The 13637-nt window shown below is 48.3% G+C and carries 11 protein-coding genes and 2 pseudogenes; 4 read left to right on the forward strand and 9 right to left on the reverse strand.

Translation table 11 applies throughout. The features are described from left to right. Position 1 precedes the first annotated feature (1 nt). Together GFH31_RS03315 and GFH31_RS03320 are read left to right on the forward strand one after the other, a co-directional pair. A complete protein-coding gene (locus tag GFH31_RS03315) occupies positions 2–589 on the forward strand; it encodes a conjugal transfer protein TraO (RefSeq protein ID WP_153498223.1) in 588 nt (195 codons plus the stop codon). Between the two features lie 23 nt (positions 590–612). After that, positions 613–780 (forward strand): TraQ conjugal transfer family protein, encoded by a 168-nt coding sequence (locus GFH31_RS03320; RefSeq protein ID WP_172970793.1) that lies wholly within the window; start codon positions 613–615, stop codon positions 778–780. Positions 781–962: 182 nt separating this feature from the next. Here the strand turns inward: GFH31_RS03320 and GFH31_RS12860 are convergent, their stop codons facing one another. Beyond that, the gene (locus GFH31_RS12860; protein WP_228385795.1) at positions 963–1103 is read right to left on the reverse strand and encodes a hypothetical protein; all 141 of its coding nucleotides are present in this window, start codon (positions 1101–1103) and stop codon (positions 963–965) included. On the opposite strand from GFH31_RS12860, the pseudogene GFH31_RS03325 reads away from it, so the two are divergent. Continuing rightward, a pseudogene (locus tag GFH31_RS03325) lies at positions 1060–2198 on the forward strand (ATP-binding protein). The gene GFH31_RS12860 and the pseudogene GFH31_RS03325 sit on opposite strands and share 44 nt — an antisense overlap. A 160-nt stretch (positions 2199–2358) precedes the next feature. Here GFH31_RS03325 and GFH31_RS03330 read toward each other — a convergent pair. The 4 genes from GFH31_RS03330 to GFH31_RS03345 form a co-directional block, all read right to left on the reverse strand. Then, entirely contained in the window at positions 2359–4917 is a 2559-nt protein-coding gene (locus GFH31_RS03330; RefSeq protein ID WP_153498222.1) for a fimbrillin family protein, read from the reverse strand. An 82-nt stretch (positions 4918–4999) separates the two neighbouring features. Further along, entirely contained in the window at positions 5000–5917 is a 918-nt protein-coding gene (locus tag GFH31_RS03335) for a fimbrillin family protein (protein ID WP_101572724.1), read from the reverse strand. Positions 5918–6086: 169 nt separating this feature from the next. After that, positions 6087–7037: a DUF5119 domain-containing protein gene (locus GFH31_RS03340; RefSeq protein ID WP_172970792.1), complete on the reverse strand. Its 951-nt coding sequence runs from the start codon at positions 7035–7037 to the stop codon at positions 6087–6089. Positions 7038–7165: 128 nt separating this feature from the next. Next, on the reverse strand, positions 7166–8494 hold the full coding sequence (locus tag GFH31_RS03345; protein WP_153498221.1) for a DUF3575 domain-containing protein: 1329 nt from the start codon (positions 8492–8494) through the stop codon (positions 7166–7168). A gap of 469 nt (positions 8495–8963) precedes the next feature. Between GFH31_RS03345 and GFH31_RS03350 the strand changes: the two genes are divergently transcribed. Continuing rightward, on the forward strand, positions 8964–10559 hold the full coding sequence (locus GFH31_RS03350; protein ID WP_101572719.1) for a DUF6377 domain-containing protein: 1596 nt from the start codon (positions 8964–8966) through the stop codon (positions 10557–10559). A gap of 536 nt (positions 10560–11095) precedes the next feature. Here GFH31_RS03350 and GFH31_RS03355 read toward each other — a convergent pair. The 4 genes and pseudogenes from GFH31_RS03355 to GFH31_RS03370 form a co-directional block, all read right to left on the reverse strand. Further along, positions 11096–11359 (reverse strand): hypothetical protein, encoded by a 264-nt coding sequence (locus GFH31_RS03355; protein WP_101572717.1) that lies wholly within the window; start codon positions 11357–11359, stop codon positions 11096–11098. 550 nt (positions 11360–11909) lie between these two features. Then, on the reverse strand, positions 11910–12368 hold the full coding sequence (locus GFH31_RS03360) for a hypothetical protein (protein ID WP_147387375.1): 459 nt from the start codon (positions 12366–12368) through the stop codon (positions 11910–11912). A gap of 525 nt (positions 12369–12893) precedes the next feature. After that, positions 12894–13248 (reverse strand): annotated as a pseudogene (locus GFH31_RS12950) (hypothetical protein). Positions 13249–13338: 90 nt separating this feature from the next. After that, on the reverse strand, positions 13339–13626 hold the full coding sequence (locus tag GFH31_RS03370) for an HU family DNA-binding protein (RefSeq protein WP_118655981.1): 288 nt from the start codon (positions 13624–13626) through the stop codon (positions 13339–13341). Positions 13627–13637: the final 11 nt, after the last annotated feature.

Consider the following 13637-nt stretch of genomic DNA (forward strand, 5'->3'; position numbering starts at 1 on the left):
GATGCGAAGGAGAATTTTTATTCTGCTGGCCGCGGCGGGACTGCTGGGGCCGGCGGCCGAACTATCCGCACAGCGGTGTCTGCCCGGACAGACGGGCGTTCAGCTCGGCGGGGGCGCTTGCGGCGGTTTCCTGCTGCGCGACAAATACGGAGCGTGGAGCTTTCATGCGGAACTGTCGGTAGTCCGCTATGTCCGGAAAACCCGTTACTGGGAGTTCGGAGCCGGGTATCTGAGAAAGGACTACCCGTACCGGGAAGCGATGCTGCCCAAAGAGCAGTTTACGGCCGGGGCGGGATACTTCGTTCCCGTTGCGCGTGACCGCCGGGACAATTTTCTGGTAACGGCAGGGCTCTCCGGGGTGTTGGGGTACGAGACGGTCAACCGGGGCGGGAAGCGGCTCTATGACGGGGCTACGTTGGTCAGCGGAAACGGTTTCGTCTACGGCGGGGAGATCGCCCTGAGAGGCGAAGCGTATCTGTGCGACCGGGTGGCGCTGTTGCTGACGCTAAGAGAGCGGGTAACGGGCGGATCGTCCGTCGCCCGCTTCCATACGCTGCTGGGCGCGGGGCTGAGGATTATGATTCATTAGAAACGAAAAAAATGGAAACCGTTATGGTAAAGACGATAGCGGCCGGCTGTACGGTCTTGCTGACCGCGCTGGCACTTTGGGCCTGCAACGATAAAATCGACGTGAAGCAGGCTTATCCCTTCCGGCTGACCTCCTGGCATTTGCCCGAAGAAATCGCAAGCCGCGATGATAACGAACACGTTTATCTTTGAAAAGAGGCGAATACGCGGAAATTATCATTGGAAAAACGGCATTCAGTACCAAATAGGTCGGCAGACAGCCTTAATAAAAGCCAGTTATGCTCAGACGACTACATCCGGAATTATTATGAAACGACCCGTAACGCACTGCTCGTTACCGGCGCACGGCAGATCGGCAAGACTTATTCGATCCGTCAGTTCGGCAAATCGTTCAAAAGTTTCGTCGAGATCAATTTCATCGAGATGCCCGAAGCGGTGGAGCTGTTCAAAGGGGCGAAGAGCAGCGGCGATATGCTGCTGCGCTTGTCCGCCCTGACTTCCGTACCGCTTATCAAGGGGGAAACGCTCGTTTTTTCGACGAGGTACAGGAGTGTCCCGAGATCGTTACGGCGATCAAATTCCTTGTGGACGAAGGCTCGTACCGTTATATCCTCAGCGGTTCGCTGTTGGGGGTGGAGTTGAAAGACCTGCGTTCGGAGCCGGTCGGATATATTGGTGTCAAGGATATGTACCCGCTCGATTTCGAGGAGTTCATTTCATGCGTGGGTATCAGCGATGCCGTGATCGGGTCGCTGCGCGAAGCGTGGAAGCGCCGCGAGGCCGTCAATGAGTTCGTTCACGGCAAGATCATGGAACTGTTCCGGCTCTATCTCATCGTGGGCGGTATGCCGGCCGCTGTGAGCAGGTACATCGAGAGCAATAATCTTCAGGAGGTAATGGCCGTACAGCAAGACATCATCCGCCTGTACAAACGGGACATTGCCCGGTACGACCCGGGCAACAAACTCTATATCGAGGAGATTTTCAACCTGATTCCGCCCGAGCTGAATGCCAAAAACAAACGCTTCATTCTGAAGAGGCTGAACGAACATGCGAAGTTCGATCGGGTCGAAAGCAGTTTTCTGTGGCTGACCAACGCAGGAACGGCGTTGCCGGTTTATAACGTGGAGGAACCGAAAGTCCCGCTTTTACTGGCCCGTTCGCGCAACCTGTTCAAACTCTTCCAAAATGACGTGGGACTGTTGGCCAGCCAGTATGCCGAGGGCATCCAGCTACGCATTATCAACGGAGACAAGGACATCAATTTCGACTCGGTTTATGAGAACGCCGTAGCGCAGGAGTTGGCGGCGCACGGCATCGCCACATATTATTACAACAACAAGAAACGGGGCGAGTTGGATTTCGTCATCGCACTGGGCGGTAAGGTTCTGCCCATCGAGGTAAAGTCGGGCAAGGACTACGAAACGCACCGCGCCCTGTCCAACATTATGGATTGCAAGGAATACGACCTGCAGCAGGCTGTCGTATTCAATAACGACAACCTGAGGGTCGCGGGTAAGATCGTCTATGCTCCCGTCTATATGGCGATGTTCCTCGAAAAAGAGAATACGGCTCCTGCCTACTATAAAGTGGACCTGTCGGGATTATAATGCGGTTAAATTTTTTAAGGCGATACAATATGTAGCTTTTTAAAAGATTGACGCAGGAGGGTATAAAAACAGAGATCGGTTATCTTAGCAACAAGATATTGGTTTGCGCAGATTTTACGTTATCCTGTACAATCGAATATCCTCTCCATTTTACCCCTTCTTATTCCGCCTTGACGCACCGTAAACTCATAGCGGAAGCTTTCGAACTCTCAAGTTGTTGAGCATTAGCCGTACCTATCAGATACCACATATTCTCTGTGTCGGGAGCCGAGGCCGTTAATAGGGCCGCGCACTGTCCAGCTTCTATAAGTTCTCCGTCGAAAGAATATTTGTATCCGGCGCCCGGCACAAAAATGGACGCATTCCGGCGGGGACTGTTCGTTGATGGGTTGAAGAACAGCGTACCTATATAGGCTATGTCTTTGGTACCCCATGCCACGGCCGTATTGCCTTCCCTGACATCATACCCATTTACGCCTGGCCCTACATAGGGGTTATTGTGAGCTCTCCGGTCAAAAAAACCGTCCGCATAAAAGCCCCATCTCATATTGCCGTTTGATTGATTCCCCCCAATGGGAGGGTCGGCGTACAAAGACTGCCTGATTTCCGAATTGGATATATTTGATGCCGAGTTATTCAACGCGACTGCAGAAGTCAAACCGTCATTCGGCCGGCGGTACCCCGGGGGGCAAGTTTCATATGTGTTTTTTATACTTTCCCAAAAGTTTGGGTTTGCTTGAGACAACCACCCTGTCGGTACCGTCGTAATGTCGGCATTATAAGTGCGTCGCGGATAAGAGAGAGGTGCCCATTGGAAGAGAGCGCCGGCCTGTGAAGGATAATCCGTGAACGCGGCATTCGACAGATTTCCCAGGATATCGGTATAAATACTGGAATTGGCCATATCTGATGCCGTGGCATTGTAGGCAGAAAAACGCACAGCCGATAAACCGCGACCGCCATCGCCAGGGTACATCAGGTAGTCGGCCTCTTCCCCTTGCCGTATAAATATTACATGATATTTTGGGGGAGACCCATAACGCAGCAACACCAAAGCATAGCGGACTGGGACAGAAGTGGTAGGCGTATAGGTGGAGGTCAGGCCTATGCGGAAAGAAATATAGTTGCCGGCTCCGCTGACAACGCTTCCTGAGGCCGAAGACAAATGCCCGGAAACGCTAAAAGTGGCGTCATTGGCCGGCAAAAGCATATCGACCGGAGTTTCAGTACTGCGGTTATAAGTTATGCCCGCATCGTCGGAATCCTCCGTACTGAATACAATATCACCCGGGCTCCATCCGTCGCCCAGCCAGAACACCGATGCATCCCAGCTTCCCGCAAGCAATGATGAACTGACAGGTATGCGTATGATACGCTCCCCTTTCTGATTGTTTTTCCAGTATGCTCCGACGTATTGATCGTGGATATAGCTGGCGTGTATCACTGATGACGCATAGTCGGGCAGTTGCACAAGGTTGATTTTTATGTCCGTATCGTCCGTGTTAACAATAGTCCCGGTTATTTCATTCGTCGTACTGTTGTTAGAGGTGGGTTTCCATGCATAGAGCGTCGTCGTTCCCGATCCGCTGTAAGAGCCAATAACCGGAATGGTTCCATCCAGATTTTTCACATTGGCGGCAGTGAGCGTTCCGGCCGCCCAGCCCTGCAGGTCGGCGAAGTTGTCACAGATATAGAAATTGGTGCCCGATATGGTCCAGGTCTTGGGAGACTCGTTTTGCACGATCACGTTGAACTGCGAGAACCCTCCCATAGGCGGAAGAACGATTCTTTCCGGGGTAAGCATAATGATGGCATCGGGGGATACGGATAAACTGTAATTGATACGCTGCCCGGACGACCATGTAATTCCGCTCAGGTCGAATTCAACATCCGGACGCCCGTCATCGACACCCACGATCAGCCTGGCGCCGGCCGGGAGAGTCTGCGGAATCATCATCAAGTAACCGCCGCCGGTATTGACCAGCTGCGACGAAGGATCCAAGTATACATCCGTATCCACCGTGGCTTCGAAATTTCCTGTGGAGGAGGAAGCGATATTCCATGAGAATGTTCCGTCTGCATTGGTTGTCAAGATGCCGTTGGTCTTAACCCCCTGTATTTCAAGCTTAGTGATTTGCTGTCCATTGCCGGAAGCCTTGAATCCGATGCATGTCAGAGCGTGTCTCATCTGGAAATTGACAGGTGCAGAGCCGTTATTGGTTTTGTTGCGGTCTGCCACAAGAGCCGCAACCATTAGGTCAGGCTGGTCGGAGCAGTTCGTGGGAACGGTATAGCTGATGGTCGGAATGCCGGTAGTAACATTTGGAGTTATCCCGTTAGTAGCGGTAGCGTGGGGCGAATAAGCGAAAAAGCTGATATTCGCATCCGCGGCCTGAGGCCAGTAGGCCGGATTGTCGTAGGTCCAGGAGCCGCTGTTGTGGGAAACCTTCACGTTATTCATAAAATCAGGGGTCGCTGTCGCTCCGTTCGCCGCCCAGTTATTGGATGTTCCGTTGCCGGTATAATATGCAAATACTCCCATATTCGGGATGTCCGCTACCGATTCCACCGGCATTCCGCGGGTGAAGGCATCACCCGGGTTACCAATGAAACCGATCCTGCCGTCACCGTACCCGCAACCTTCCATTTCGTTTTTAGTACAGGACACAGCTGCAACAGCTGCGGTCAAGCTTATTATTATAAATCTGATAGTATTCATAACCGTATCTATTTTTAAATCTTTAGTGACCGGAAGAGGTATCACCCTCTTCCGGTCTGTGTTACCAAAACGTCTCCTTTATTTATGGCTGAGGAAGTTCGGGATCGGGCGTCACAGCAGTCCAATCTTCAGCAATGGAAGACTCGAATTCGATTATATTGAAAATCGGATCCGTTCCGCCGCCGTGCGAATCGGCGTCAATAATCATCTTCAACAAATAATGCTTGCCTTTTTCGAACTCATCGGCGGGGATATTGCCAGTCGCAATCGTATACTGCTGCAGATCGCCACTGTAGATTGTGGTTCCGTTTTTCGTTATCGTTATGCCGGCTGTAATCTTCACTTTACATCCTGCCGAACTTTGCGGTATAATCATGTAAGACGCTGCTCCTGCATAGGTTGCAGACGTTGAATTAGGAGAGGCCCATGCAGGAGTAGTGGCCGTCGGATCAATTGTTCCTCCTGTCGATTGAACATCCAGGCTGGCAGTAAGCCCTATTGTGCTGAGTTGGTAGCCAGCATCTGACAAGTCATCATGCAATTGGGCTGTAACGGTGATTTTGGCCAACATATGGGAAAAAGCCAAACCAACAGTGCCGGAAGTCAGGCCCAGTTGAGGAGCGGCAATGGTAAAATCCTTGTTGGCATTTGCTGGAACTTCATAGGCGATTGAGAGAGTCGGATAAGTTCCGGTCGCCGCAACGTCTGCCGGAGCCCATGCGTAAAAATCCACACTACCGGAAGCGGGCCAGTAGTAAGGGCCGCCGCTGGGGACATCGCTTGCACTTACCTGATCGTTGATAAACCAGCCTGTCCCACCACTCCAAGCCGCATAAACCCGGTAAGGATCATTCCCATCGTTTGCGGCACGGGTCAATTTGTCGTTCAGGTTGGTAAATTTGATCTGCTTCGGAGTGAATCCGTCAACGTTTTCCTGTTCGTTTTTCGAACAGCCTGCTAATATGGCCGCCGCTGCCAGAGCCATTAAGATTTTTTTCATTTTGATTCGAATTATGCGTCGTTCGTTAATCTTTTAAAATTTTGTTTTCTTTATTTTCACTTTCGCCTTGCAAAGGTGAAAATTAGGAGTGTTCCCCTGTCCGGTCGGTAATCGCTTTTTTTTACTTTATCACGTCTTTAAACAATATTATTTATTGATAACCAATATCTTATTTCGAGGTTAAGGGTACATCTATCACATCCCAGTCGATAAGCTCCGAGTCAAAACCGGAACCTCCTTCCTCGGGCTCCACATCGGGCAGCCGCTCGGGCAAGTCCACCTCCACTTCGAGAGTCGTCGCCCCATGCTGCCCCGGCAGATACCGGATCAGCCCGGTAACATTCGCCCGCAGGTGCACAACGGTCCGGTCTCTGTCCTTTAAGATGAAGAAAAAGTCCATTGCGATCTGACGGTCGGGCTGGGGAGTAAGCGACGAGGGCTGTTGGCCCGGGATCCCGAACGTGCGGACAGTGGTTGAAATCGTACCCGCCGTGGTCGAGCCGGGGTTATAGGTTCTGTTGTTTATGGTGAACTGCTGGCTAACGGCCTGCAGTGTACTCCTGTCCCCGCTGAAATTATAAGCCCCCGCCATCCCGTTCAAATCGATCAATGCCGGCATACGGGCATTATTCAAACCCTCCACATGGACAGTGACATTCAATTCGTGCACCTTACGTTCGGGTATCAATCCTACCAGGGCTTCGATGGATTCCTGCATCCCCGGAGAAGGCGTCTGCCCTTCTGGATTCTGGGTATACCTGACCATTGCACAACTCACTTCGAAATCACGTACCGTAACCGAAGCCAGGATATCTGGTTCGTAAACGTACGGAACATCGCCCAACCTTAACGGTACGGTGGGGTTGGAATTGATCGTGGCGTACGATTCGAGTGTCGACAGATTCTCATATCCGCGTATACCGACCCCATATAGCTGTCCCCGGATCTCATTGAAAACGACAACCGTGTAGCCCCCTTCGGGCACATAGGCATAGGTCTGTATCCGGTTGGCGCTGTTTTCAAAACGGTGTTCCAGAACCAATTTGCCGTCATTTTTACTGTAAAACAATGCGGTTACGTTTTGCGGGACTATACCGGCTTTCTCCCACAGCGTTCCCATGGGGATAACGGCACGCAGATCCACCACTTCTTCAATAGGGCGGCGGCAACTGCTGAAAAGCAGCGCGACGGCCAGTATCAATACTGTATATTCATTGTATATGCGTTTCATTATTCGCTTTCTTATTCTTACTTGCGGTAACCGCGGTTAATCATCCATACCAGGGATACCTTCAATTGGGTCGGACCAACCCAGTGGAAGTTCCCCCGGCTCTTGAGAATAAGGTGCCACTGATCGTCCTCTCCGCATTTTTCGGCAGCGTATTCCCTGTACTTGCTTCCCATATATCCTAAACCGAGCGAATACTCCATCCGCCAGTTTTTGCTGATGCTGTGGGCAAAACCTCCGGTAATACCCGCTGAAACAAACTCGCCCTGATATCCTTTTGTCTTCCATTCCACATCATAATAACCGCCGCCCGCATATAGGCCCGTAAACCATCCCGTCATTTGATTGCGTCCTGTACGCTCGCCCCACCAGTAACGCAATTCCATGTTCCCGTTCAGCACTTCCAGGGCGTGTTGTTTTTTTTCAAAAAGCCACCACGGGAACACCCATTCCATAGCCAATGACCAGCGCTCCCTCATGGGGATTTCGATACCGGCATTGACCGCAGATCCTAAATCGTACAGAAGGTTGGTTTTCATCGCAAAAAGCGGTTTGCGTGCCATTGTCGGCAACGATGGAATTGACAAGGTGTCGCTCGGATCGTTTACCGAGTCATTGCCAGCCTCCGGCCCCACCACCTGCCCGGGAAAATCAATAGTCGTTTCTATCGCGGGACTGTCTGACGGGACGGGTACCGTGACAATCTCTTCCCGTTGCTGCGCCTTTTCAGGGTTTTCTTCCTTTAAATAGAAAACAACGCTTGTTCCCGACCGCATAAGCCTGGCAAAGTTGCGTGTCAGGTAATTCTCTGTTGCGCCGCCGCCCAGACGCTTCATCTTAATGAACTTCGATTCTTCATCAAGCGGCATCGAAAGTATGCGCAGAAGATCATCCCTGTATGGAACCATCCTGTCAAGTCGGACCTGTTCGAAAAGGTAGCTCCAATTGATAACCGACGGTTTTATAAATATTTTCTGTTCATTCAACTCCACATCGGGGAATTTCCATCGTATATGACTTCTTACCGCCATGGCACGTTCGTACGATAAGCGTGAATTGGTCCGGAACGATCCGATAAGGGAAGAGCTTCCTTGAATGACAATGGAATCCAATGCGGATCTAACCGTTATATCCCGGAATATTTCTTCCAGTTTATTCAATTCGGCCTGGTTGGTGCAGTACTCCCGCATCAGAAGCGAACTGTTGTTGGCAAAATAAAATACCGCAGTCAATGTATCCTGCCGATACCCGGGAGACGCGGCATAGCTGTAGTTTGTCGCCCCAAAAAACAGTGATATCCAGGACAACATGAGCGTGCGCCATAATATATGTCTGTTCAATCTGTTCATTTTTTTATTAATGTGGTGCTGATAATTACAAAGAAATATATTCGTGTTCAATCAGTTTCAGGAGTACAGAGAATGCCATAACTGGTTGCGGATAAACTCTTTAAATTTTGTCATCTTTGATTTAGTGAAAAACGCTGTAAAATTAGACTTTGTTATGCCTGATTTTGTGGTAATTAGCTGTAATATTAGTATTTTGGTTAAGTGCCATGAATCAGAAAAACGATTAATTATCAGCGACATACATATGATTTACAATTATATAATGTTATGTATATGTTATGTAGTATAGTAGGTCTCTAATTCGATTGATTGAAGGTAAATGCAGATTGAGAAAGGGTATGGGGATTAGTTGCACGGAAAATGCATACTTTTGGCATACAATTCAAATTCATATAGCCGCGTGTAACTTTCACGAATGAACGGCAGTTGTCAACATGTTTAAGGGATTGTTGTTTTTGTGACGGAAATTATGAAACAGACTATAATTTTGATATTATGTCTCTTGGGGTGCCGCGTGGCGTCCGGAGAATCATTGGCGCCAGACTCGCTTTTCATCAGGTTGGATGCGTCGATCGCTAACCGTTCGTTTTACATAGAGCAAAAGAACGATACATTGATCGAGCTCAAAAACCGGTTGCTCAATGCTGCTTCGCTGGAACAGAAATATGAGCTTTCCAAAGAATTGGTCTCTCAATACAGCAATTATGAAAACGCCCCCACATTATATTATGCCGACCAATGTCTGGAGATAGCCAGGCAATTGGGCGACCGGAACCTCATTACGGAATCTCTCCTGCGCCGGGCAAACTACCTGCGCTTTTCAGGGCTTACACACGAGTCCCTCTCCATCCTGGAATCAATTGATCCCGATAAGCTGCCCGTTGAATTACGGAAAACGTATTATAAAGTGTATATGCACGTATGCCACAGTTACACCAAGCTTCAGAATGACTCTCACTACAGGGATAAATACATAGAGCTGGCGCTTCGGAATGCGGATTCATACCTAGCCTTGGAAAGAGGCGACGAATCGGAATATTTAAGTGTCCAGGCTTACAAATTTTATTTGGAAAAAAATTACCAACAAGCCATCAATACCATTAAAACCCTGCAGAAAAGGGATGACGTCAAGCCTTATATGAGTGCCGAATATCTGTATTATCTGGGGTTGGTTTATCTCGAACTGGGGGATAGCTATAAGCGTGTGTCTCTCGAAGCATTCATAAGAAGCGCGATAATTTCCAATGAGTTGGCTATGACAAATTTGCTGTCACTTTTATATGTAGGCAGATTGCTGATCAATTCTGACAATCCTTACGCATACATGGCCGATGAATACATAAATGTTGCCGTCGAAGATGCGGTTATTTTCGGAGACAGTTATAGAGCGGATCTTATCAAATCCACCTATTATTACACATTGCAGATCAATCTGGAGAGAGCTGAAGCGCGCAAAAAAACGTTAGAAATAGTCGCTGTTGTCGTTTCCATCTTTTTAGTGACGCTGGGGTTCTTTCTGTTTTTGTTGCTGCGCAGCAACAAAGAAAACAAAAACAACCGTAAAAAATTGTCGGTAACGAATGCCCGCCTGCAGGATTCCGCATTGAGGATGGAGGCATATCTTAAATTATTCATCAACCGAAATTTAGTACAGATAGAAAAGGCAGAAAAATACAAAAAACAGCTATTGAAAATGCTAAACGGCAGTACGTCTTGCGAAAAAATAAAGCAGGATATATCCTCTATGTTCGATATGAACGAGGATTATAATAGCCTATTGGCCGATTTTGACAAATCGATCACCGACCTTTTTCCCCATTTTGCCGACGAGGTCAATAAACTGCTCAAGCCGAATCAGTTATATACGTACGATCAGAATTCGGCCAATAAATTGAATACCGAGTTACGTATATTGGCGCTGGTAAGACTGGGCGTTGCCGATAACAAACAGATCGCCTCCTTTTTCCGCATTACGCTCCAATCGGTGTATAACTACAGGAGCAAGGCCCGGGGCCGGGCCGTAAACGAAGATACTTTCGATGACGATATAATGAAGATTTTATAGACTGAATCTTGGTAATGGGAGGATTACGGGTAGACGAAACTGCGTAGCTGGCTTAAACCTCGCCTAAATTTGCATTTGAAGGGCATTTGCTGTTAATTCCGGATCATTTTATCAAATATGGGAATTAGATTATATCAAAAACGCGAAGCTGATTTGTCGTTACACAAATTCCGGTTAACTTCGCAGTGTCGGTCAACACAATCCCGACTGTTTTATGGGCGGGTAATGTTTCAAATTAGGGGATTGATAAAATCAAATGATTAAAACATTGATTACCAAGAATTATCTTCATCGTTTCAACAAATTAAAAGCGACTATTTCAGTCGCTTTTATTATTTTTGCACCCTTAAATCCTTCGAAAATGAATTCTCCGAGTGGATTTTTGACCTTCATGTTTCAAACTAGGGAATAGTAAAAATAGAATGTAAATATTGCGGAGGAGTATGTGTAAAAGACGGAACGCAGAGCAACGGCAGGCAACGCTACAAATGCAAATCGTGTCATCGAAAACAACAGGTACTATATAGTTGCTCACACTAAGAGAGCGGATCGTCCGTCGCCCGCTTCCATACGCTGCTGGTAAACCGCGAGTTCCATGCGCTGGACGATATGCCGGGATCGACCGGAGCGATCCGATGCGGCAGGTGTTTACCCTGTGATATCGCAGCCTGTCGGACAAAAACGCCGAGGTACGGTTCATCGTCCGGGATAATTTCGGACAGCAGACCGAACTGACCGTGAGTTTCGATGTCGGGCGGAAAGAACCGCAGACGGAATAGAATACGAATAAAGAAAAACAATTAAGGGGCAGGAGTGTTTATTTCCGTTCCTAATTGTATATTATGAAGTCTGTTATCGCAGACCTACACCGTTATCAAAAGCAAATATATATAAAATAAATTTCAATGACAAATACACGAAAGCAGGATATGTCATTATTCAGGTTCTTTGTTATATGAGAAAGCAAAGACGCAATGACATATTACTCGGGATGATCGCGAAAAAGCTGAAAAAGTTGCGAAGTGTGAAAAAATTGACGCAAGCAGAAGTTTACCGACAAACTAAGATACATATAGGGCGCATAGAATCGGGAAATTCTAATATTACGATGAGTTCTTTATCCGAGTTGTGTAAATTCTATCAGATTTCTTTTGAGGATTTTTTCAAAGAGATTAGAACGAAATAGGAAACGGCGGACTTTTCAGTCCGCCGTTTCTTTTGTTTACCGATCCTTGTTTGATCGGTAGTTCTGTTTCAGCACTTCACGCATTCCCGCTTCGGGATAGAGAAACACCCGCCCGCAGACCGCCGTATGGGATATCTTATTCGTTAAGAACATACATGTGTATGTTATTTCAATGGATGTACGAGTAAATCAAACTTGTCACTTTTATTGTCAAGTGAAACATCGTATTCTTCAATTTTGTGGCTATAAGCCCATGTGCGTAAATGGTCTTTTATGTCTGCCTCGATATATGGCCCGTAATAAATGGCTTTTAACCTGTTGCCGCAAGATATTTCTAAAAATGGATCGTTTGATTTTGCTTCGCATTTACATATAAACCGCCACTCCTTTTCAATACTATATTCTGCAATGTCTTTAAATAAGAATGCCTTGTACCAATACAATAAATCGGGGAAAGGCATTGTAGATGGCAATCCGTTTGATGTCAAAAATGAATTTACCAACCACCAACTTGCAACTTCTGTCGCATTATACATAGTATCCGAATAAACCACAGGAAATAATGTCGGATTGACTTTTTCATCCGGATTATCCGCCTCTTTCTCAATAATCAGTCCTGTCAAATCGCCATGTACGAGGCTTTCCCGCGCTCGGACTACTATGGCGGCTCCGTCACCATGCCGGATATTCAGGAGCAGACTCCATAGCCTTGCGGCGTTCCGGTTTAGGTAATCCCCGTTTAGACACTTAATAACTATTAGCGTGATAGATTTTCGGATATGACTTTCGCCGTTTTATGCTTATCGCACATGCGCTGCAATTTGTTTATGCCTTATCCCCAGACGAGGGGTTGGGGCATTGCAATACAACGTATATAAATGTCTTCCGTTGCAGTCGCAGTGGGTACCGCTTGGGCTATCATTCAATCAATCCAGATTTTATCCTTATATCTATCGTTTCAGCTCCCCATTCAGTCGCAGTATGACATTTTACTGACTTATAGCTTTCCCGACATGCTACACTCCCTGTCCAGTTTCCCTTTCAGATAAGTCGGTTGCTTACAGGCATATAAACACGCGCCTGGTGTATGCTACACACATTTATCAAGTGCCCTTACGGGCGCACGTCCTGCACCGCCGCCCCGTTGATCAGTTTACCAGCGCCGACTGATGCGTCTGGATGATCTCCGCGAGCTGGCCCATCAGCCCGAACAGGAACAGCAAATCGTCGTCGACCAGCTCGCGGTCACCCTCCAAAAACAGTCGCGGGCCAAGGTCCGCATAGCCATGACCTCGTCCTTCTTGGATGCGGCTATGAACTTCGAAAACTGCGGGAACGTGAGCTCGCCCAGGTAGGCGACGTAAACCTTCCTCTCCCCGCACTCCGTGTCCCCGAAGACTGCCATCGGGTACACCTTACGCAGCTTGCGCTCGGCTTTCAGACCCTCGACGCGCTCGCGGATGCGGCACGCTGCTCCAGGGTCAAACTCTTCTCTTCCGTCATATCTCGTGTTTTTATGGTTTATGGAAGGATAGAGGCCCCGCCGGGGAATATGTTTACGGTTGTGGCAAAAAAACTTCCGGACCGGGAGCATTAAGCGTCATGACGTTCACGGATACGGCGTTGCAGCACCGAAGAGGCGGTAAAATGAACCGTCCTGCACGCAGGAATCCTCATCGAAACCCTTCGGTGCGGATCGTAGCCGTTGTGCTCGGGCCGGTCTTTCGGAGTGAACGTTCCAAACGAAGAGATCGTAATCCTCTCCCCGTCGAGGATTGCCGTGGCCAGCCGGGCGAAAAGCGCGTTGACGACAAGTGAAACTTCCTGCTGGGATTTGCCCAGATCGCGGGCGACGTCCCGAACCAATACTTGCTTATTCATAATCTATATCT

This window comes from Alistipes sp. dk3624 (assembly GCF_009557455.1).
Classification (GTDB): domain Bacteria; phylum Bacteroidota; class Bacteroidia; order Bacteroidales; family Rikenellaceae; genus Alistipes_A; species Alistipes_A hominis.